Origin of the sequence: Microbacterium esteraromaticum (genome assembly GCF_014084045.1) — a bacterium.
GTDB lineage: Bacteria > Actinomycetota > Actinomycetes > Actinomycetales > Microbacteriaceae > Microbacterium > Microbacterium esteraromaticum_D.
Map to the genome: position 1 here is coordinate 953,579 of NZ_CP043732.1, position 19,931 is coordinate 973,509.

A 19,931-nucleotide genomic window follows, 5' to 3' on the forward strand; every position below is an offset into this window, starting at 1 on the left:
TCAGATCGAGATCTGGCGATCAGGGCGGGCTCTCACCGCGGTCTGATTCCGCGATGCCTGATTCCGCCATGCGGAGCGCGTCTTGCCGGTCTCTGCCCCCGTGTGTAGCTTTTCGCACAGCCTAGGCGGGTCACGCACGTGAACTATCTACCGGGCAACCACGGCGATGACGTCGAGGATTGACCCGGGTTCCCACCCGCCTCATGAGTTCTGCTCATCGCCCCGATCAGGTGCCGCCGTCGGCGCCGCGATGAGGAGGTGCCCATGCTCGACCGCATCCACGACTACCGCGAATGCCTCGCCGAACCCGCCCGCTGGGCGATCGCGACGATCGTGGAGGTATCGGGCTCGGTGCCGCGCCCTGCGGGCACATCGATGGCGGTGCGCGACGACGGCCGCACGATCGGCTCGGTCTCGGGCGGATGCGTCGAGGGCGCCGTGGTCGACGCGGCGCTCACCTGCCTCGAGAACGGCGAGGCGGCCCTGCACTCCTTCGGCTACGCCGACGACGACGGGATGTCGGTCGGGCTGATGTGCGGCGGGGACGTGCGCGTGCTCGTGCAGCCGCTCAGCCAGATCGCCGTCGCCGTCGGCGAGCGGCTGACGCGCATCGCCGAGCCGGGCACCGTGCTGCTGCGCGACCTGCCGCTCGACGACGCGAGTCCGCTGCCCGCCGATGCGATCGTCGCGGTGGTCGACGCGGTGGTCGACGCGGATGATCCGCTTCCGGATGCCACGGCCGCAGCCGGCTCTTCCGCCGAGGCCGTGTCGGCGGACCCCCTGACCGCCGGCGGCCTGCGACTGGACCCGCAGGCCGCCGGTAGCATCGCGGCTGCGGCGCGCGCCGGCGGCGTCCGAGTCGTCGAGATCCGCGACCGCGGCGATCAGGAGTGCCCGATCGTGCGCCGGATGCTGGTGGAGTCGTCATCCGCCCCCGCCCGCCTCATCATCTACGGCGCCAACGACTTCTCGGCTGCCCTCGCGCAGGCCGCAGCCGTGCTCGGACTGCACGTCACCGTGTGCGACGCTCGACCCGTCTTCGCGACCCGCGATCGGCATCCGGGCGCGCACGAGGTCGTGCTGCAGCACCCCGCGGAGCACTTCGCGCACGAGCTCAGGGCGGGACGCGTCGACTCCCGCACCGCGGTCGTGCTGCTGACCCACGACCCGCGATTCGACCTGCCCGTACTCGACCGAGCGCTGCGCCTCGAGCTCACGTACGTGGGCGCGATGGGCTCGCGCATCACCCACGAGAAGCGCGCGCAGGAGCTGCGCGCCGGAGGCCTGCCCGCCGAGCGGCTCGCGCGACTGCACTCCCCCATCGGCCTCGACCTGGGTGCGCGAACGCCGGCCGAGGTCGCGGTGTCGATCCTCGCCGAGCTGATCCTCGTCGAGAGCACACGTCGTGCGGGGCTCGAGACGACGATCCGCTCGGCACAGCCGCCCCGCCTGCGCGACACCGGCGGCGACGTGCACGACGACCGCCGCATCTGCGCCTCGACGCCCGCGCTCGCATCCGCATCCGCCCTCGCACCCGCGCTCGCACCCGCGCCCCCATCCGCGCCCGCATCCGCATCCGCAGAGGCTGGTGAGCTCGCATGGACGTGACCAGCGTCGAGGAGGTGCTGATGTGCGCCGACCCCGGCCGGTGGCGCCCCGGCGACTCGTGGCTGGCCGGCGGCACCGTGATCTACTCCTACGGCACCGACATCACCCGCGGCGCTCCCACACGACTGCTCGACATCACCGGCGCCGGGTGGGCGCCGCTCACCTGGCATCCGGATGCCGACGGCTGGTCGCTAGAGATCGCCGCCACCTGCCGCATCGCAGACGTCTACGCCCTGCCCGCACGGGTCGACCTTCCCGCGCCGCGCACCGAACTTCCCGGCCTCGACATCGTGACCCGCGCATGCGACGCGTTCGTCGCCTCGTGGAAGATCTGGCACGTCTCGACGGTCGGCGGCAACGTCGCGACCGCTCTGCCCGCGGGGCCGATGATCTCGCTGCTCTCGGCGTGGGATGCCGACGCGCTCATCCTCGGGCCCGGCGGCGAGCGCCGCACGCCGGTCGCCGAGCTCGTGCTCGCCCCCGCCCGCACAGGCCTGGGCGAGGGCGAGCTGATCCGCAGCTTCCGAGTACCGACGAAGAGCCTGAGCGAGACCGCTGCGTTCCGCCGCATCTCGCTCACCGAGCGCGGCCGGTCTGCCGCGCTGCTCATCGGACGACGCACCGCGCCGGACACCGTGCGGCTGACGGTCACGGCATCCACCTTCCGCCCGATCCAGCTCGATCTCTTCCGCCCCGACGCGGGGCGGTGGCGCGATGCCGTCGATGCAGCGGTCGATGCCGACGGCGGCTGGTACGACGACATCCACGGCGCTCCGAGCTGGCGCCGTCTGATGACCCATCGCCTCGGCGACGAGATCCTCGCCGAGCTGCTGCCCGACGTCGCGACCGGCGTCGACGATGCCATCGGCCGCGACAGCGGTGACCTGAGGAACGGAGCCTGACATGAGTGAACGTCCTACCGCGACCATCGACGGACGCTCCGTGCGCGTCGCTCCCGAGCCGGGTCAGTGCCTGCGCACCTGGCTGCGCGACCAGGGCTCGTACGGTGTGAAGAAGGGGTGCGACGGCGGCGACTGCGGCGCATGCACGGTGATCGTCGACGGCGAGCCCGTGCACAGCTGCGTATACCCCGCGCACCGTGCGGCGGGTCGCGACATCGTGACCGTGCAGGGTCTCGGCACGCCCGAGGAACCGCATCCGGTGCAGGAGCGGTTCCGCCGGGCGGCCGGGTTCCAGTGCGGCTTCTGCACCGCGGGGATGATCTGCACCGTCGCCGGCATGAACGACCCCGCCGGTCTGGACGACCCCGCCGGCGTGGACGACGATCAGCCGGTCGATCTCGGCCGCGTCCTGAAGGGCAACATCTGCCGCTGCACCGGCTACCGCAGCATCGAGGACGCCGTGCACGGCACCGTCAACATCGACGACCGTGCCGGCGGCGTGGGAAGCAGCACCGGGGCGCCCGCCGCCCACGGCGTCGTCACCGGAACGGTGCGCTACACGATGGACATCGACCCCAACGAGCTGCCCGCGGCGCTGCTCTACGCGGCGGTCGTGCGCGGCAGGCATCCGCACGCCAGAGTGGTGCGCGTCGACGCGACCCGCGCCCTCGCCGAGCCGGGAGTCGTGCGGGTGATCACTCGCGAGGACGCACCGGCCGCGCTGTTCTCGACCGCGCAGCACGAGATCGAGCAGGACGACCCGTACGACACCGTCGTGTTCGACGAGTACGTGCGCTTCACCGGCCAGCGCATCGCGATGGTCGTCGCCGAGACGCAGCGCGCCGCCGACCGCGCGGCCAGACTCGTCGACGTCGAGTACGAGGTGCTGCCGGCCAACCTCGATCCCGAGCTCGCCGACCACCCCGGCACCGTGGCGCTGCACGGTCCGACCTCCCCCAGCGGACGCGACGTCGACCCGCGCCTGCACCCGCGCGGGATCGCCCGAGCCGACGCCAACATCGTGATGGAGATGCGCTCCGACATCGGCGACCTGGATGCCGAGCTCGCCGCCTCCGACATCGTCGAGGAGCGCGAGTACCGCACCCATCGCGTCTCGCACACCGCTCTCGAGACGCACGGCGCGATCGCCTGGCGCGATTCCGACGGCAGATACGTGGTGCGCAGCAGCACGCAGGTGCCGTTCCTCGTGCGACGCACCCTGGCGCGCGTGTTCGGCATCGATCGCGACGATCTGCGCGTCTACGCGCCCCGCGTCGGCGGCGGGTTCGGCGGCAAGCAGGAGGTGCTCACCGAGGATCTCGCCCTGCTCGCCACCATGGTGACCGGGCGCCCGGTGCGAGTCGAGTTCTCACGCAAGGAGGTGCTCACCGCCACCACGGTGCGTCACCCCTTCCGCATCCGGGTGCGGATGGGCGCACGGCGCGACGGCACCCTCACCGGCATCGGGGTCGACGTGCGCTCGAACACAGGGGCCTACGGCAACCACGGCCCCGGCGTGATGTTCCACGGCGTCGGCGAGTCGATCGCCGTGTACCGCGCCGCCGCGAAGCGGATCGCCGCCGACGTCGTCTACACCAACACCATCCCGTCAGGCGCGTTCCGCGGCTACGGGCTGAGCCAGATGATCTTCGCGATCGAGTCGACCATCGACGAGATCGCCCGCCGGCTCGAGCTCGATCCGCTCGACGTGCGCCTCAGGAACATCATCGGCGAACGGGATGCCCTGATCGCCGCGCACGAGGAGCCCGACCTCGTCATCGGCAGCTACGGCCTCGAGGAGTGCGTCGGCATCGTGCGCGAGGGCCTGGCCCGCGACCGCGACACCGACCTGCTCGCTCTGCAGCCCGGCTGGCGTATCGGCGAAGGCTCGGCGATAGCGATGATCGCGACCGTGCCGCCCCGCGGGCACCACTCGCACACCGTGATCCGCCTCGACGACGACGGGGCCTTCGCACTCGATGTCGGAACGGCGGAGTTCGGCAACGGCACTGCCACGGTGCATCAGCAGATCGCCGCGACGGCACTTGCCACCACTGCGACGCGGGTGCGGCTGCGCGCTGCCGACTCCGATCTGGTGCCGCATGACACGGGGGCGTTCGGCTCCACCGGCACCGTCGTGGCCGGCCGGGCGACCGCGTCGGCGGCCGCGAAGCTCGCCGCGCTCATCACCGGCACGGCCGCGGCCCTGCTCGGCGCACCCGTCGCCGGCTGCGTGCTCGTCGGTGAGCGCGTCATGCACGGCGAGCGATCCCTGACCCTCGCCGAGATCGCCGCCCACGCCCGCGCCCTGGGTTCGCCGCTCGAGGCGACGGGCTACTGGGGCGGCACCCCGCGGTCGGTCGCGTTCAATGTGCACGGCTTCCGGGTGGCGATCAACGAGGGCACGGGCGAGCTGCGCGTTCTTCGGTCGCTGCACGCCGCCGACGCCGGCGTGGTCGTGAACCCCGAGCAGTGCCGCGGCCAGATCGAGGGCGGCGTCGTGCAGGCGCTCGGCGCCGCGCTGCACGAGATCGTCCGGATCGACGAGCGCGGCACCGTGATCGCCGACATCCTGCGGCAGTACCACGTGCCCACGTTCGCCGACGCGCCGCGCACCGAGGTCTGGTTCGCGCAGACCTCCGACGTGCTCGGGCCGATGGGCGCCAAGTCGATGAGCGAGTCGCCCTACAATCCGGTGGCGCCGGCGCTGGCATCCGCCATCCGCGACGCGATCGGAGTGCGGATGGCCGAGACCCCCTTCACCCGGGATGCGATCCACGCCGCGATCCTGCAGCGCGACGCCGCCCTCGTGCCGACGCCGTCTGAGGCGGTGCCGGCATGAGCGCGCACGCGATCGTGCTCGCCGCGGGCCTCGGCACCCGCCTCGGACGGGGGCCGAAGGCGCTGCTCGGCTGGAACGACGAGGTGCTCGTCACCCGCGCCGCACGGGCCGCCCGTGATGCGGGCTGCTCGGTCGCCGTGGCGGTCGGGCCCGGCACCGCGGTCGCCCGGATCCTGCTGGCGGAGCGATGCCCCGAGGCGCAGGTCATCGAGGTGCGCGACGCCGGGCAGGGCATGTCGGCATCGCTGCGGGCGGCGACCATGCCCCTGAGCGCCGCCTCGGACCCGCCGGAGGCGACGGTCGTGCTGCTGGTCGATCAACCGGGGGTGGATGCCGACGTCATCGCGCACCTGCTGAGCGCGCACCGCCGGGGTCGGGTGACCAGGGCGAGCTGGGCCGGGGTGCCAGGCAACCCGGTCGTCTTCGACACCGGTCACCTGCTCTCGGCCGCAGCGGTCGCCTCGGGCGACGCGGGCGCGCGCGTCTGGCTGCGTCGGTATCCTCACCTCGTCGACGACGTGGCCTGCGACGCATACGGTCGCGGAGACGACATCGACGTCGTCGCCGATCTCACGTCATGGCCGGAGCTCGTGCCATGAGCGACGACACGCTGCTGCGCGAGCTCATCCACGACGCCGCGGATCGCCCTCGCGTGCTCACGGCACCCCCGCCGGTCGGCGGCAGGGTGCTCGCGGTGATCGAGCGGACCAACCCGACCTGCGGCGACCGATGCGCGCTCACCCTGTGGCAGGTCGGCGAGGTCGTCGCGCTGCGCGGAGAGACGACCGGATGCCAGCTGTCGCGCGCCGCAGCCGAGCTGCTGGCGGCCCGCGTGGAGGGCACGTCGGCTGCCGAGGCGCTCGCGCTCGCCTCCTCGGCCGCGGCGATCCGGATGGGCACTCGCGTGCAGGATGCCCTGCACGGCGACACCGTCGATGACGACGACGATGTGCTCCTGCTCGCGACCGCCGAGATCGCTCCCCTGCGCCGCCGCTGCGTCGCCCTCGCCTGGAACGGGGTCGCCGCAGCCCAGCATCCGGATGCCTGACCCACGGCCGCGTCGGAAGTCCCAGCCCATCCGGCACACCCACGGCGCGCCGAGGCTCGACACGCCGCCCGGCACACGGACCGTCCGACGTTCCCCGCACACCCGCACGCTTGACCGCGTCTCGGCCACCCGCGTACACTGGCCCTGATCAGAAAGAAATTTCCGAATCCTGGAACTCACTGAGGAGAGGGGCCGCGATGTCGCCGTACGCACACGTTCATGCCACCGCCCCTTCCGAGAGCTCCACCGCGTGGGGGAACTGGTACGCCCACGGCGCCTGAGCGTCGCCCGCGGAATCGCCTTCATCACGATTCCGAGGCCTCGCCACCGGTTCGCACTAGACTCACGGCAACCGCGCGCGACGTCGCGATGTGATCGCCCGGTGCGAGCGCAGTGCGGCGCTCACCCCTCGGGATCTCAGCAGGCACGCGAGCAGCGTGCGCCGAGACGCCCCCGGCGTCATACCCGAGGAGAGAGAATGACTGACATCACGGTCACCGTCAACGGGCAGAGACGCCCGCTCGACGGTGTGGCCACGCACGTGACGGCCCTTGATTGGCTTCGCGATTCGGGGCTGCCAGGCAGCAAGGAGGGCTGCGCGGAAGGCGAATGCGGCGCGTGCGCGATGATGATCGCCGCCGCCGCCGACGACGGCACCACCCGGTGGACGCCGGTGAACGCCTGCCTCGTGCCCGTGTACGCGCTCGACGGCCAGGAGATCGTGACGGCCGAGGGCCTCGGCGGCGTCGAGAACCTGCATCCGGTGCAGGAGAAGCTGGCCGAGGCAGGCGGCTCGCAGTGCGGGTACTGCACCCCCGGATTCGCGTGCAGCATGGCCGCCGAGTACTACCGGCCGGAGCGCGAGGAGTGCCCCGTCCACGACGGCGACGGCGAGCACGAGACCGGCCCGAACGGGTTCGACCTGCACGCCCTCAGCGGCAACCTGTGCCGCTGCACCGGCTACCGCCCGATCCGCGACGCGGCCTACTCGCTGGGTTCGCCCGAGAGCGACGACCCCCTGCAGCAGCGCCTGTCGCAGCCGGCTCCCGCGATCGTCGCCACCGATGCCGAGGTGGCGGGTTCGCGCTTCGTGCGCCCGGCGACCCTCGCCGACACGCTGAGGCTGCTGCGCGAGGAGCCGGATGCCCTGATCGTCGCCGGCTCCACCGACTGGGGCGTCGAGGTGAACATCCGCGGCCGACGTGCGCCGTTCGTCGTCGCGATCGACCAGCTCGATGAGCTGCGCGGCCTGACGATCACGGACGACATGATCGAGATCGGGGCGGCGCTGCCGCTGTCCGAGGTCGAGCGACGTCTCGACGGACGCGTGCCACTGCTGGCCAAGCTGTTCCCGCAGTTCGCCTCTCGCCTCATCCGCAACCGCGGCACCATCGGCGGCAACCTCGGCACCGGGTCGCCCATCGGCGACACCCCGCCCGCGCTGCTCGCCCTGGATGCACGCCTGGTGCTGGCATCCGCAGACGGCGATCGCGAGGTGGCGCTGGCCGAGTACTTCACCGGCTACCGGCAGACCGTCCGCGCGAAGGACGAGCTGATCACCGCCGTGCGCATCCCGCTGCCGCTCGCCGAGCACACCGCGTTCCACAAGATCGCGAAGCGCCGCTTCGACGACATCTCGTCGGTCGCGATCGGCTTCGCGCTCGACATCGACGGCGGCGTCGTCACCTCGGCCCGCATCGGGCTGGGCGGCGTGGCCGCCACTCCGCTGCGTGCCACCGCCACCGAGCAGGCCCTGATCGGCAAGCCGTGGAACGTCACCACGGTGAAGGAGGCATCGGCCATCCTGCAGTCCGAGGGCACGCCGATGTCGGACCACCGCGCGAGCAGCGACTACCGCGCGCACATGCTGGGCTCAGCCCTGCTCAAGTTCTACAGCCAGACCGTCATCCAGTCGAAGGAGGTGTCGGCATGAGCGCTCTCGCCGACCGCCCCGAGAACCCCGTCGTCGGGCACCGCGCACCTCACGAGAGCGCGGCGCTGCACGTCACGGGCGCGGCGATGTACACCGACGACATCGCCGCGCAGACCGCCGGCGTGCTCACGGCGTGGCCCGTGCAGTCCACCAGCGCGCACGCGCGCGTGACCATCGACGTCTCCGGAGCCTACGAGGTGCCGGGCGTGGTGCGCGTGCTGACCGCCGACGACGTACCAGGACTCAACGACGCCGGCATCCGCAACGACGAGCCGCTGTTCCCCAGCGAGGCCATGTTCTACGGTCATGCACTGGTCTGGGTGCTCGGCGAGAGCACCGAGGCCGCGCGCCTCGGCGCCGAGCGCGTCAAGGTCGAGTACGACGAGCTGCCATCGCTGATCACCGTGCACGACGCCATCGAGGCGAAGTCTTTCATGGGCACCCCGCGCACCGTCCAGCGCGGTGATGCGGCCGCGGCCCTCGCCGCCTCGGCACACGTGTTCGAGGGCGTCACCGAGTTCGCGGGGCAGGAGCACTTCTACCTCGAGACCCACGCGTCCTTCGCCGTGCGCGACTCGGAAGGGCAGTACTTCATCCAGTGCTCGACCCAGCATCCGACCGAGACGCAGGATCTCGTCTCGCACGTGCTGGGCATCCACGCCAACGAGGTCACCGTTCAGTGCCTCCGGATGGGCGGCGGCTTCGGCGGCAAGGAGATGCAGCCGCACGGCTTCGCCGCAGTCGCGGCCCTCGGCGCCAAGCTCACCGGCCGACCGGTGCGGGTGCGGCTGAACCGCACGCAGGACCTCACGATGACGGGCAAGCGGCACCCGTTCCACATCAGCTGGAAGGTGGGGCTCGACGAGAACGGCATGCTGCAGGCGCTCGATGCGGTGCTGACGGCCGACGGCGGCTGGTCGATCGACCTGTCCGAGCCGGTGCTCGGCCGCGCGCTCTGCCACCTCGACAACGCCTACTGGATCCCGAACGTGCACGCGTACGGGCAGATCGCCAAGACCAACAAGCAGTCGAACACCGCATACCGCGGCTTCGGCGGTCCGCAGGGCGTGTTCCTCATCGAGGACATCCTCGGCCGGGTCGCGCCGACGCTCGGCATCGATCCGCTCGAGCTGCGCAGACGCAACTTCTACCAGCCCGGCCACACCACCCCTTACGGCCAGCTGGTGAAGGATGCCGAGCGCATGCCGACGATCTGGGATCAGCTCGCCGATGAGGCGAGCATCGCCGAGCGGCGTGCCGAGATCGATGCGTTCAATGCGGCGAACCCCGACGTGAAGCGAGCGATCTCGATGACGCCGATCAAGTTCGGCATCTCGTTCAACTTCGCCGCGTTCAACCAGGCCGGCGCGCTCGTGCACGTCTACAAGGACGGCTCGGTGCTGGTCAATCACGGCGGCACCGAGATGGGCCAGGGTCTGCACACCAAGATGCTGCAGATCGCGGCCACCGCCCTCGGGCTCGAGCTGCACCAGGTGCGCCTCGCGCCGACCCGCACCGACAAGGTTCCCAACACGTCGGCCACGGCCGCGTCGTCGGGTGCCGACCTCAACGGCGGAGCGGTGAAGAACGCGTGCGATCAGATCCGCGATCGGATGGCCGCCGTCGCCGGGCGTCTGCTGGGTGTCGACGAGCGTGATGTGCGCTTCGGAGGCGGCTTCGTGACCGCGCTGGGCAAGCCGGATCGACTCACGTTCGCCGAGGTGGCGAAGGCAGCGTACTTCCAGCGCGTGCAGCTGTTCGCCGCCGGGTACTACCGAACCGCCGGTCTGCACTGGAACCCCGAGATCATGCAGGGCTCGCCGTTCAAGTACTTCGCCTACGGCGCCGCCGCCACCGAGGTCGAGATCGACGGGTTCACCGGCGCGTACCGCATCCGCCGTGTCGACATCGTGCACGACGTGGGCGACTCGCTCTCCCCGATGCTCGACATCGGGCAGATCGAGGGCGCGTACGTGCAGGGCATGGGCTGGCTGACGCTCGAGGACCTGCGCTGGGATGCCACCGACGGGCCGCATCGTGGCCGCCTGCAGACGCAGTCGGCGTCGACGTACAAGCTGCCGAGCTTCTCGGAGATGCCGGAGGAGTTCAACGTGCGTCTGTTCGAGAACGCCCGCGAGGACGGCGCGGTCTACGGCTCGAAGGCCGTGGGCGAGCCGCCCTTCATGCTCGCGTTCAGCGCCCGCGAGGCGCTGCGCCAGGCCGTCGCGGCCTTCGGTCCTGCCGGCCACTCGGTCGACCTGGCCTCGCCCGCGACACCCGAGTCGGTGTACTGGGCGGTCGAGACCGCCAAGGCGGCGCAGGGAGCGACGACTCCTGCGCCCGAGCTCGCACCGGTCTGACATGGTCGATTGGCTGGATGCCCTGCGCACGCTGCGCGAGAGCCGCACCCCTGCGGTGATCGTGACGCTCGCGATGGTGCGCGGACACGCGCCTCGCAACGGCGGCGCGAAGATGGTCATCTCGCCTGACGACCAGTTCGGCACGATCGGTGGCGGCAACCTCGAGGCCACCGCCACCGATCGCGCCCGCGAGATGCTCGCCTCCGGCACCGCCGAGCCGCAGCTGCTCACCCTGACGCTCAGCGACAAGGCGACGACCGAGTACGGTGTGCAGTGCTGCGGAGGAGAGGTCACCATCATGCTCGAGCCGGTGCGCGTCGTGCCATCGGTGGCAGTGTTCGGCATGGGGCACGTGGGCCTCGAGCTCGCGCGCATCCTGTCGCGCCACGAGATCGCCCTGCACCTCATCGACTCCAGACCGGAGATGCTCGACGCCGACCGCCTGGCCCCCGTCGCCGCCGATGCCGTGGCGCGCATCGAGACGCATCACGCGCCCGTGCCCGAGGCCGCGCTGCTGAGCATCCCGGCCGGCGCGCACGTGCTCGTGATGACCCACGACCACGTCGAGGATCTCGCGATCGTCGACCAGTCGCTGCGCACCCCGGGGCTCGGTTCGATCGGCCTGATCGGATCGGCGTCGAAATGGGCGCGCTTCCGCAGGAAGCTGCACGAACTCGGCCACACCGACGCCGACCTCACCAGGGTGACGACGCCGATCGGCATCCCCGAGGTGTCGGGCAAGCAGCCTGCGGCCATCGCCGTCAGCGTCGCCGCACGGATCCTGCAGCTCATCGAGGAGGCCGCGCCCGCGGCATCCGCCTGACACGCGCGGTGTCGGTACAGGAAGCCAGCAGTTCCCTGCCGTTGAAGCGATAACCCGGTCGCCGCCGCGACAGTTGCTGCCGTTGATCCGGCCTGCAGCAATTCGCGTGTAACACTATCGTCGTGTCCGACGAACGTCTGATCGCCACTGTCCCGGCTGCGCCGTGGCTACCGCACGGTAGCCATGCGGAGGCGTGGGCAGGTCACGAATGCCTGGTACCAGATCCATGCATCATCGTCCGGTTGCTGCTTGTTCGGCATACCACGCGTGGTGTCGAGTTCTTCTGCGTGCCGACACCCCGCGGCCTCGACCTCCCCAGCCTGCCTCTTTCCGCTGGTTCCGCTGGAGTCAGTACCACCGAGGGTGTCTCGTCGCTCGCGAGCAAGACGCTCGGACGCGCTGACATCGAGCACCGCTGCGTTGGCTACATCCGCAACGTCGTGCCTGAGGGTGACGCCGATTACCCTCATCCGAAGCCCTGGGCCCATGTGCCGGTGTTCGTGCCGACGAAGGGGACCGAGCCGGTGTGCGAGGGTTCTTGGGTCAGTCTGGATGATGCGCGCCCAGAGCTGCAGGGTCGCCACTGGTTGCCCATCGTTGAGCATCACCTCAGCACCTTCGCAACGCGGTGATCAGGGTTCGGCGTCGACGTGACGCCCCGCATCCTGACCGAAGGGGCCTGACGGCCCGTCCACGACTACTCGCAGCGGAGCATCGCTGACAGGCTTGTACGCCGAGGTTAGCCCGACTAGACTAAGGCCATGACTGTTCAGGTGAATATGCACGAGGCGAAGAGTCAGCTCTCCGCCCTTGTCGAGCGGGTGCTCGCGGGCGAGCAGGTGACCATCGCGCGCGCAGGCACCCCGGTGATCGACCTGGTGGTTCACCGGACCGATCGGCCGGTCATCGGCGCGCTCCGAGGCGAGTTCTCTTACGACGCCGAGGCCTTCGACGGCGCAGATGGCGAGATCCGCGAGATGTTCTACGGATCCGACGACTGATGCTCCTCGACACCCACTCGCTTCTCTGGTACGCCACCGACGACGAGCGGCTCGGCCCTCGAAGTCGTGATCGCATCGCCGAGGCTCAGCGCCTGCACTATTCGGCGGTGTCGATCTCGGAGATCGTGATCAAGAATGCGCTCGGCCGAATCGATCTTCCCGGGGGCGACAGGTTTCCGGAAGTGTTCACGCAGATGGGCCTCGTCGAGCTGCCTTTCACATCGCGGCACGCGAATGCCCTTCGGGAGGAGCCGACGCTCATCCGGCACGATCCGTTCGATCGATTCCTTCTCGCACAGTCGTTCGCAGACGGCATGCCGCTTCTCACCGCCGACCGCGTGCTGCTCGCGCTCGGACGCACGTGGGTGCACGACGCACGCGAATGACCTGCAGCTCATCGAGGAGGCCGCGCCCGCGGCATCCGCCTGACTCATCTTTTATATAGAGAAGACCCCCGACCCGCTGAGCGGGCCGGGGGTCTTCTCGCGAGGCGCCTGGTCAGCCGGCGCCACCGCTCAGCAGCGCCTCGATGGGTCCGCGGGCGAAGTAGATCGCGAACCCGGCCGCGACCACCCACAGCAGCCAGTGCACCTTGCGGGCGCGACCGGCGAGCGTGTTGATCAGCGCCCAGGCGATGAAGCCGGCACCGATGCCGTTCGCGATCGAGTACGTCAGCGGCATCGTGACGATCGTCAGGAAGGCCGGCATCGCGATCGAGAACTTGTTGAAGTTGATCTCGCGGATCTGCGCCATCATCAGCGCGCCCACGATCACCAGCGCTGCGGCCGCGACCTCGATCGGCACGATCGCGGTGAGCGGGGTGAGGAACATCGAGAACAGGAACAGCCCGCCCGTGATGACCGATGCGAGACCCGTGCGAGCGCCCTCGGCGATGCCGGCGGCGCTGTCGATGAACACCGTCGCAGAGGAGCTGGACGTGCCACCGCCGACCACGGCGCCGGCGCCCTCGACGACGAAGGCGCTGCGCAGGCGCGGGAACGTCGCGTCCTTGTGGGCGATGCCCGCCTGCTTCGCCAAGCCCGTCATGGCCCCCATGGCGTCGAAGAAGTTGGTGAACAGCAGGGTGAAGACGAGCATGATCGCGGCGAGCGCGCCGATGCGGCCGAACGAGCCGACCAGGTCGAACTGACCGATCAGCGAGAAGTCGGGCAGGCTGAACCAGTTCGAGGGCAGACCGGGAACGGTCATGTGCCAGCCGGCCGGGTTGACCTCGCCGTCGCTGCCGACCGTGGGTCCGAGCTTCAGCACGCTCTCGACGATGATCGACACCACGGTGCCGACGACGATGCCGATGAGGATCGCACCGGGCACCTTGCGGGCGATCAGCACGCCCATCAGCACCATCGTGGCGATGAAGATCAGCGTCGGCACCGAGCTGAGCGATCCGCCCTCGCCCAGCTGCACAGGGGGGCCGGCCGGCGTGCGGTTGACGAAGCCCGAGTCGACGAAGCCGATGAAGGCGATGAACAGGCCGATGCCGACCGTGATGGCGGCCTTCAGCGCGTGCGGCACGGCGTGGAAGATCGCGGTGCGGATGCCGGTGGCGCCGAACAGCACGATCAGGATGCCGTTGATCATCACCAGTCCCATGGCCTCGGGCCAGGTGACGCCCTGCACGACCGAGACGGCGAGGAAGGAGTTGATGCCGAGCCCTGCGGCGAGCGCGAACGGCACACGGGCGATGAAGCCCATGAGCAGGGTCATCACGCCTGCGGTGAGGCCGGTGACGGCGCCGACCTGCGCGAAGTCGAGGGAGTTGCCGACGGCGTCGACACCCCCCGAGAGGATGATCGGGTTGAGGATGACGATGTAGGCCATCGCGAAGAACGTGACGACGCCGCCGCGGATCTCCTGCGGGATCGACGATCCGCGCTTGGTGATCTCGAAGAAGCGGTCGAGCGCGTTGCGCGGCTCGGGAGTGATGGTGGTGTTCGTCGTGCTCTTGCGTGGCAGGTCCGCATCTTCGCGGACACCGGTGGTCTGAGACATGGTTTTCAGCGCTCTCTGTCGGGTGGAGAGGATGGTGAGTGGGCGAGTCAGTACTCGGTGCGAGCGGAGTTCTGGTTCCACTCGGTGAAAGGTGCGACGCGCTGGTCGGCCGGCAGGGTCTCCCGCGCGACCGGCATGATCTCGCGGTCGGCGGGGCCGCCCTCGAAGTACCGGTAGAACACGGCGTCGTCGAATCCTGCATCCGCGGCGTCATCGCGATCGGCGGCGAAGTACACGCGGTCGATGCGCGCCCACAGCGACGTGGCGAGGCACATCGGGCAGGGCTCGCAGCTCGTGTAGAGCGTCGCGCCGGTGAGGTCGAACGTGCCGAGCCCCTGGCAGGCGTTGCGGATGGCGGTCACCTCGGCGTGCGCCGACGGGTCGAGGTTGGCGGTGACACGATTGACGCCTTCGAAGACCTGACCATCGGCGGACACGACGATCGCTCCGAACGGGCCGCCCGCGTTGCGGACGTTTCGAACGGCGATGTCGACGGCATGGGCAAGATACTGGGCCGGCGTGAGCTGTGCCCCGAGAGCGGTGGTTGACATGCTTGAGAGCTTCCTTGCAATCTCACAGCAGTGATACGGCTTATCGGGTCCGATCCGGATCGGAACGTTCCACGAGATATACGTCGAACCGCTTGTTCTTTTCTTTTGTCGACTCGAAACTCGTGGTGACGGTTCCGGGCTGAGAAAGACCGTAACAGCATCCACGCCCTTCGTCCAGCTTTTTGTGAAAGTTTGTTTTCACCATGTGGTATACAGGCAGAATGCTCACCGACGAACTCGATCGCCCTCTGCGCGATCTGCGCATCTCGGTGACCGATCGATGCAACTTCCGGTGCGTGTACTGCATGCCGAAGGAGATCTTCGGTCGCGACTACGCGTTCCTCGACCGCGACGAGCTGCTGAGCTTCGAGGAGATCACGCGCATCGCGACCGTCGCCGCAGCGCACGGCGTGCAGAAACTGCGCCTGACCGGGGGCGAGCCTCTGCTGCGCCGCGGCATCGAGCAGCTCATCGGGCAGCTGGCCGCGATCCGCACCCCCGAGGGCGAACCCCTCGACCTCGCCCTCACCACCAACGGCTCTGCGCTCTCGATGAAGGCCCAGGCCCTCAGGGACGCGGGGCTCAAGCGGGTGACCGTATCGCTCGATTCGCTCGACGACGACCTGTTCCAGCGGATGAACGACGTGCGCTTCCCGGTGGGCCGGGTGCTCGACGGGATCGACGCAGCTCATGCGGCCGGTCTCGGCCCGATCCGGCTGAACATGGTCGTCAAGCGCGGAGTGAACGACGGCGAGATCGTCGACATGGCCCGGCACTTCAAGGGCACCCCGTACACGCTGCGCTTCATCGAGTACATGGACGTCGGCAACACCAACGGGTGGTCGCTCGACGAGGTGGTGCCATCGGCCGAGGTGATCAGCCGCATCGGCGCGGTGTTCCCTCTCGAGCCGGTCGCGCCCGCCGTGCACGGCGAGACGGCCAAGCGCTGGCGCTATGCCGACGGCACCGGAGAGATCGGCGTGATCTCCAGCGTCACCAACGCGTTCTGCGGCACGTGCACACGCGCCCGCATCTCCACCGAGGGCAAGCTGTTCACCTGTCTGTTCGCATCGCAGGGCCACGACCTGCGCGCGCTCATGCGCGGCGGGGCCGATGACGACCAGCTGGCCGCGGCCATGGCATCCATCTGGGGCGGCCGCAGCGACCGCTACTCGGAGATCCGCGCCGGGCTCACCCCGGCGCTGCGCGCACAGCGCAAGCGCATCGAGATGTCGTACATCGGCGGCTGAGCCGCCGCCCGTCACTCCAGGATGTCTGCGATGACGTCCCAGATGTCGTCTGCGACCGCGCGCTTGGTTCCGGATGCCCTGGCGAGCACGGCCCCGCCGTCGCCGATCACATGCACGGCGTTCTCGCCCGACTCGAAGCCCCGGTCCCAGCCGACCTCGTTCACCACGAGCAGGTCGACGCCCTTGCGCTCGCGCTTGCGCCTGGCGCGCTCGAGCAGCTCGTCCCGGTCGTCGGGCGTCTCGGCGGCGAACGCCACCACCACCTGACCCGGATGCCGCCGAGCGGCCAGATGCGCCACGATGTCTTCGTTCTGCACCAGCTCGATGCTCTCGAGCGGGCCGGATTCCTTCGTCAGCTTGCGCTCCGACACGTCTGCGGGGCGGTAGTCGGCGACGGCCGCGGCCATCACGATCACCGCGGCGTCCTCCGACGCGCGGCGCATGGCCTCGCCGAGCTCGGCCGCCGTCCCCGCGCGCTCGATCCGGATGAGCGGGTGCCTCTCGGCATCCGCCAGGACCGCGCCGTCGACGTGCGAGGCGACGAGCATGACCTCGGCTCCGCGATCGGCGGCGGCGAGCGCGAGAGCTGTGCCCTGGCGACCGCTGGAGCGGTTGCCGAGGAAGCGCACCGGGTCGAGCGGCTCGCGGGTGCCGCCTGCGGAGACGGCCACGCGCAGCCCGTCGAGGTCGGCCTGTGGTTGGGCGCGCTGACCGGCATCCGGTGAGACGAGGGCCAGAGCGCCGGCCATGATCTGCTCGGGTTCGAGCATCCGGCCGGCGCCGGAGTCACCGCCGGTGAGCTCGCCGTCGCCAGGGCCGAGGATCGTCACGCCGCGCTCGCGCAGCGTGACGATGTTCGCCTGCGTCGCCGGGTGGCGCCACATCTCGGTGTGCATCGCCGGGGCGATCGCCACAGGCGCCACGGTGGCGAGCAGCGTCGTGCCGAGCAGGTCATCGGCCAGCCCCGCGGCCATCTTCGCGATCGTGTTGGCCGTGGCCGGCGCGACGATCACGAGGTCGGCGGCCTGGCCGAGGGCGACGTGACGCACCTGCGCCACGTCCTCGTGCACGCTGGTGGTGACCGGCCTTCGGCTGATGGCCTCCCAGGTGGGCAGCCCGACGAAGCGCAGCGCGTCTTCGGTCGGCACGACCGTGACCTCATGACCGGCCTTGATCAGCAGGCGCACCAGGTGCACGCTCTTGTAGGCGGCGATCCCGCCGGAGACGGCGACGACGATGTTCACGCCTTCGATTCTGCCCCAGCCCGTGCGGCTGCGGGGCGCGCATAGACTCGTGCTCGTGTGCACCGTCGTGATCAGCGTGGGGGAACGAGGGGCGCGGCTGCTGGCCGTGCGCGACGAGGACCCGGCCCGCCCGTGGGACGATCTCGGCGAATGGTGGCCAGACACCCGTCCCGGCGTGTTCGGCATCCGCGACCGACGCGCAGGAGGCGCGTGGCTGGCCTTCGACCCCGCAGCACGGCGGCTCGCCGTGCTGCTCAACCGCGCCGACGTGCTCGACCTGCCAGATGACCAGGCGCTCTCGCGGGGATCTCTCGCGCTGGAGTCGATCGCCGGCCGGTCACCGGAGGGCCCGCTCCCGATGCACGGCTTCAACCTGCTCGAGGTGACACCGGAGGGGTCGCGGGTGCTGTCGTGGGACGGCATCGAGCTGCGGGCGACCCCCGTGCCCTACGGCGTGCACATGATCGCGCACGACGACCTCGACGATCCGGCCACCGCTCGCATCGAGGCGTGGCTGCCTCAGTTCGAGGCCGCGGCGGCCCACCACGACGGCTCGCCCGTCGACTGGGCCGAGCGCTGGATCGCGGTGCTCGGCGAGAGCGCCGCACTCTCCCCCGAGGACGACAGGGCGATCGTGCGCGACAACCACGTGCACGGATACCCGACCATGTCGCTACTGTTCTGCACCGCAGAGGTGACGCCCGAGTCCGTGCAGGTACAGTCGCGGGTGCTGGCCGACCCCGGCCACTGGGACTGACCTGGCGTTGCACATCGTGGAAGGGTATTGACTCTTGCACATCCCTCGACTTACTGTTTTCATAAAGCAAGACAATTCTTCCACTTTATGGAAACTGAGAACGGAGAGGGACATGAGCACACACGCGATTGAGGCGAACGGTAACGTCCCCGCCGCCGAGAGCACCCTGGTCAACATCGACCCGGACTTCCACCTGCCTGCCGACGAGGGCAACAGCTTCGCCCGCGCGTTCCGCATCCTCTTCCCGAAGGCGGCCTGAGGACTCACGCGCGAGAAGAGGGGATCGGCTCCGCCCACAGGCGGTCCGGTCCCCTCTTGCGCGCCCCTGCCGGCATCCGGCTCCGCGAGACGTACGTTCAGGCACGAGGCAGAGCTCCCAGCTGCCCGTCTCGTGCTGCAACGTACGTCTCGCGAGGAGCGTGCTGAGGGGAGTGCGCTGAGGAGAGTGCTGAGGAGTGTGCTGAGGGGGAGTCAGCGGGACAGCAGCTCCGCGAGGTCGGCGGCGATCGTGCGGCCGACGCCGCGCAGCAGAGGCACGGCGTTCGCCATGCTCTTCGCCGGCTCCGGCTCGATGTCACTCAGCGCGTAGACCTTGGCGAAGCCCGCGGAGGCCGCCTGCTGGGCATCCAGGGTCGTGCGCCCGCACACCGCGATCACGGGCTTGCCCGCCCTCGCGGCGGCCGCAGACACTCCGAGAGGCGTCTTGCCACCCAGGCTCTGATCGTCGAGGCTGCCCTCGCCGGTGATGACAAGGTCGGCGCCTGCGATACGCGACTCCAGTCCGGTCAGACGCTGGATCACGTCGATGCCGGGCTCGCGCACCGCGCCGAGCACGGCGAGGGCGGCGTAGCCGACGCCGCCGGCAGCGCCCGCGCCCGGCGCCGAGACTGACGGGCGCACGCCCGGCAGGGCGTCGACGAGCTCTGCGAGACGAGACAGGCCCGCCTCGAGGACGGCGACATCGTCGGCGCTCGCCCCCTTCTGCGGCGCGAACACCGCAGCGGCCCCCCGGTCTCCCAGGAGAGGATTGTCGACGTCGGCCGCCAGCACGAACCCGACGCCGGCGAGTCGAGGATCGAGTCCCGAGATGTCGGCCGAGACCAGGTCGACCAGGCCCGCACCACCGGGGCGGACGGGCCTGTCTTCGGTGCGCAGTGCCACGCCCAGCGCCTGCAGCATGCCCGCCCCGCCGTCGGTGCAGGCGCTGCCGCCCACGCCGAGCACGATCGCGGTGGCGCCGCGGTCGAGTGCTGCGGCGATCAGCTCGCCGGTGCCGCGACTGGTCGCCTCGAGCGCGTTCTTCTCGCCGTCGGGCAGCACGTCCAGCCCGCTCGCGGCCGCCATCTCGATGATCGCCTGCTCTCCGCGCACGGCGAAGGTGGCATCCACCGGGCGACCGGTCGGTCCGGTCACCGACACCGTCACCGGCGTGAACCCGCTCGCGACGGCCGCGTCGACCGTCCCCTCGCCGCCGTCGGCGACGGGAGCCGCGTCGACGACGGCATCCGGGATGATCTCCCGGATGCCGTCGGCGAGAGCCGCCGCCACCTCGGAGCCCGTTGCCGAGCCCTTGAACTTGTCAGAGGCGATGAGGATGCGCAT

At 70.2% G+C, this 19,931-nt stretch carries 18 protein-coding genes; 14 read left to right on the top strand and 4 right to left on the bottom strand.

Annotated features, from left to right (window positions below):
- Positions 1-264: 264 nt before the first annotated feature.
- The 11 genes from FVO59_RS04595 (at position 265) to FVO59_RS04645 (ending at position 12,903) form a co-directional block, all read left to right on the top strand.
- Positions 265-1,608, top strand: coding sequence for an XdhC family protein (locus tag FVO59_RS04595; protein ID WP_182255104.1), 1,344 nt, complete (start codon positions 265-267; stop codon positions 1,606-1,608).
- A complete protein-coding gene (locus FVO59_RS04600; protein ID WP_182255106.1) occupies positions 1,599-2,510 on the top strand; it encodes an FAD binding domain-containing protein in 912 nt (303 codons plus the stop codon). The genes FVO59_RS04595 and FVO59_RS04600 overlap by 10 nt, the downstream gene beginning before the upstream one ends.
- A gap of 1 nt (position 2,511) precedes the next feature.
- Entirely contained in the window at positions 2,512-5,352 is a 2,841-nt protein-coding gene (locus FVO59_RS04605; RefSeq protein ID WP_182255109.1) for a molybdopterin-dependent oxidoreductase, read from the top strand.
- Complete coding sequence (locus FVO59_RS04610; protein ID WP_182255111.1) at positions 5,349-5,951, top strand: nucleotidyltransferase family protein; 603 nt, start codon at positions 5,349-5,351, stop codon at positions 5,949-5,951. Before FVO59_RS04605 ends, FVO59_RS04610 begins: the two co-directional genes overlap by 4 nt.
- On the top strand, positions 5,948-6,400 hold the full coding sequence (locus FVO59_RS04615; RefSeq protein ID WP_182255113.1) for an iron-sulfur cluster assembly scaffold protein: 453 nt from the start codon (positions 5,948-5,950) through the stop codon (positions 6,398-6,400). The genes FVO59_RS04610 and FVO59_RS04615 overlap by 4 nt, the downstream gene beginning before the upstream one ends.
- A gap of 478 nt (positions 6,401-6,878) precedes the next feature.
- The gene (locus tag FVO59_RS04620; protein ID WP_182255115.1) at positions 6,879-8,333 is read left to right on the top strand and encodes a xanthine dehydrogenase small subunit; all 1,455 of its coding nucleotides are present in this window, start codon (positions 6,879-6,881) and stop codon (positions 8,331-8,333) included.
- Positions 8,330-10,693, top strand: coding sequence for a xanthine dehydrogenase molybdopterin binding subunit (gene xdhB / locus FVO59_RS04625; RefSeq protein ID WP_182255117.1), 2,364 nt, complete (start codon positions 8,330-8,332; stop codon positions 10,691-10,693). Before FVO59_RS04620 ends, xdhB begins: the two co-directional genes overlap by 4 nt.
- Position 10,694: 1 nt before the next feature.
- Positions 10,695-11,516, top strand: coding sequence for a xanthine dehydrogenase accessory protein XdhC (gene xdhC / locus FVO59_RS04630; RefSeq protein ID WP_182255119.1), 822 nt, complete (start codon positions 10,695-10,697; stop codon positions 11,514-11,516).
- Between the two features lie 122 nt (positions 11,517-11,638).
- The gene (locus FVO59_RS04635) at positions 11,639-12,148 is read left to right on the top strand and encodes a hypothetical protein (protein ID WP_182255121.1); all 510 of its coding nucleotides are present in this window, start codon (positions 11,639-11,641) and stop codon (positions 12,146-12,148) included.
- A 129-nt stretch (positions 12,149-12,277) separates the two neighbouring features.
- A complete protein-coding gene (locus tag FVO59_RS04640; protein WP_182255123.1) occupies positions 12,278-12,517 on the top strand; it encodes a type II toxin-antitoxin system Phd/YefM family antitoxin in 240 nt (79 codons plus the stop codon).
- Positions 12,517-12,903 carry a type II toxin-antitoxin system VapC family toxin gene (locus tag FVO59_RS04645; RefSeq protein WP_182255125.1) on the top strand — a complete coding sequence of 129 codons (387 nt, stop codon included), beginning with the start codon at positions 12,517-12,519 and terminating at the stop codon, positions 12,901-12,903. The genes FVO59_RS04640 and FVO59_RS04645 overlap by 1 nt, the downstream gene beginning before the upstream one ends.
- A 112-nt stretch (positions 12,904-13,015) precedes the next feature.
- On the opposite strand, the gene FVO59_RS04650 is transcribed toward FVO59_RS04645, so the two are convergent.
- Both FVO59_RS04650 and FVO59_RS04655 read right to left on the bottom strand, forming a co-directional pair.
- Positions 13,016-14,527: an NCS2 family permease gene (locus tag FVO59_RS04650; protein WP_182255127.1), complete on the bottom strand. Its 1,512-nt coding sequence runs from the start codon at positions 14,525-14,527 to the stop codon at positions 13,016-13,018.
- Positions 14,528-14,574: 47 nt separating this feature from the next.
- Positions 14,575-15,078 (bottom strand): nucleoside deaminase, encoded by a 504-nt coding sequence (locus FVO59_RS04655; protein WP_182255129.1) that lies wholly within the window; start codon positions 15,076-15,078, stop codon positions 14,575-14,577.
- Between the two features lie 221 nt (positions 15,079-15,299).
- Here FVO59_RS04655 and moaA point away from each other — a divergent pair, with 221 nt between their 5' ends.
- Positions 15,300-16,328, top strand: coding sequence for a GTP 3',8-cyclase MoaA (gene moaA / locus FVO59_RS04660; RefSeq protein ID WP_182255131.1), 1,029 nt, complete (start codon positions 15,300-15,302; stop codon positions 16,326-16,328).
- Positions 16,329-16,339: 11 nt separating this feature from the next.
- On the opposite strand, the gene coaBC is transcribed toward moaA, so the two are convergent.
- Positions 16,340-17,572 (bottom strand): bifunctional phosphopantothenoylcysteine decarboxylase/phosphopantothenate--cysteine ligase CoaBC, encoded by a 1,233-nt coding sequence (gene coaBC / locus FVO59_RS04665; protein WP_182255133.1) that lies wholly within the window; start codon positions 17,570-17,572, stop codon positions 16,340-16,342.
- Between the two features lie 55 nt (positions 17,573-17,627).
- Here coaBC and FVO59_RS04670 point away from each other — a divergent pair, with 55 nt between their 5' ends.
- Together FVO59_RS04670 and FVO59_RS04675 are read left to right on the top strand one after the other, a co-directional pair.
- Positions 17,628-18,329 (top strand): NRDE family protein, encoded by a 702-nt coding sequence (locus FVO59_RS04670; RefSeq protein WP_182255142.1) that lies wholly within the window; start codon positions 17,628-17,630, stop codon positions 18,327-18,329.
- Positions 18,330-18,441: 112 nt separating this feature from the next.
- Positions 18,442-18,588: a hypothetical protein gene (locus FVO59_RS04675; RefSeq protein ID WP_182255144.1), complete on the top strand. Its 147-nt coding sequence runs from the start codon at positions 18,442-18,444 to the stop codon at positions 18,586-18,588.
- Positions 18,589-18,800: 212 nt separating this feature from the next.
- Here FVO59_RS04675 and FVO59_RS04680 read toward each other — a convergent pair whose 3' ends face one another.
- Positions 18,801-19,931, bottom strand: coding sequence for a glycerate kinase (locus tag FVO59_RS04680; RefSeq protein WP_182255146.1), 1,131 nt, complete (start codon positions 19,929-19,931; stop codon positions 18,801-18,803).

Coding starts and splice junctions, on each gene's coding strand:
- moaA (WP_182255131.1), top strand. CDS start 15,300: ATGCTCACCGACGAACTCGATCGCCCTCTGCGCGATCTGCGCATCTCG.
- FVO59_RS04680 (WP_182255146.1), bottom strand. CDS start 19,931: ATGCGCATCCTCATCGCCTCTGACAAGTTCAAGGGCTCGGCAACGGGC.
- FVO59_RS04605 (WP_182255109.1), top strand. CDS start 2,512: ATGAGTGAACGTCCTACCGCGACCATCGACGGACGCTCCGTGCGCGTC.
- xdhB (WP_182255117.1), top strand. CDS start 8,330: ATGAGCGCTCTCGCCGACCGCCCCGAGAACCCCGTCGTCGGGCACCGC.
- FVO59_RS04655 (WP_182255129.1), bottom strand. CDS start 15,078: ATGTCAACCACCGCTCTCGGGGCACAGCTCACGCCGGCCCAGTATCTT.
- FVO59_RS04640 (WP_182255123.1), top strand. CDS start 12,278: ATGACTGTTCAGGTGAATATGCACGAGGCGAAGAGTCAGCTCTCCGCC.
- xdhC (WP_182255119.1), top strand. CDS start 10,695: ATGGTCGATTGGCTGGATGCCCTGCGCACGCTGCGCGAGAGCCGCACC.
- FVO59_RS04650 (WP_182255127.1), bottom strand. CDS start 14,527: ATGTCTCAGACCACCGGTGTCCGCGAAGATGCGGACCTGCCACGCAAG.
- FVO59_RS04675 (WP_182255144.1), top strand. CDS start 18,442: ATGAGCACACACGCGATTGAGGCGAACGGTAACGTCCCCGCCGCCGAG.
- FVO59_RS04645 (WP_182255125.1), top strand. CDS start 12,517: ATGCTCCTCGACACCCACTCGCTTCTCTGGTACGCCACCGACGACGAG.
- FVO59_RS04615 (WP_182255113.1), top strand. CDS start 5,948: ATGAGCGACGACACGCTGCTGCGCGAGCTCATCCACGACGCCGCGGAT.
- FVO59_RS04600 (WP_182255106.1), top strand. CDS start 1,599: ATGGACGTGACCAGCGTCGAGGAGGTGCTGATGTGCGCCGACCCCGGC.
- FVO59_RS04620 (WP_182255115.1), top strand. CDS start 6,879: ATGACTGACATCACGGTCACCGTCAACGGGCAGAGACGCCCGCTCGAC.
- FVO59_RS04595 (WP_182255104.1), top strand. CDS start 265: ATGCTCGACCGCATCCACGACTACCGCGAATGCCTCGCCGAACCCGCC.
- FVO59_RS04610 (WP_182255111.1), top strand. CDS start 5,349: ATGAGCGCGCACGCGATCGTGCTCGCCGCGGGCCTCGGCACCCGCCTC.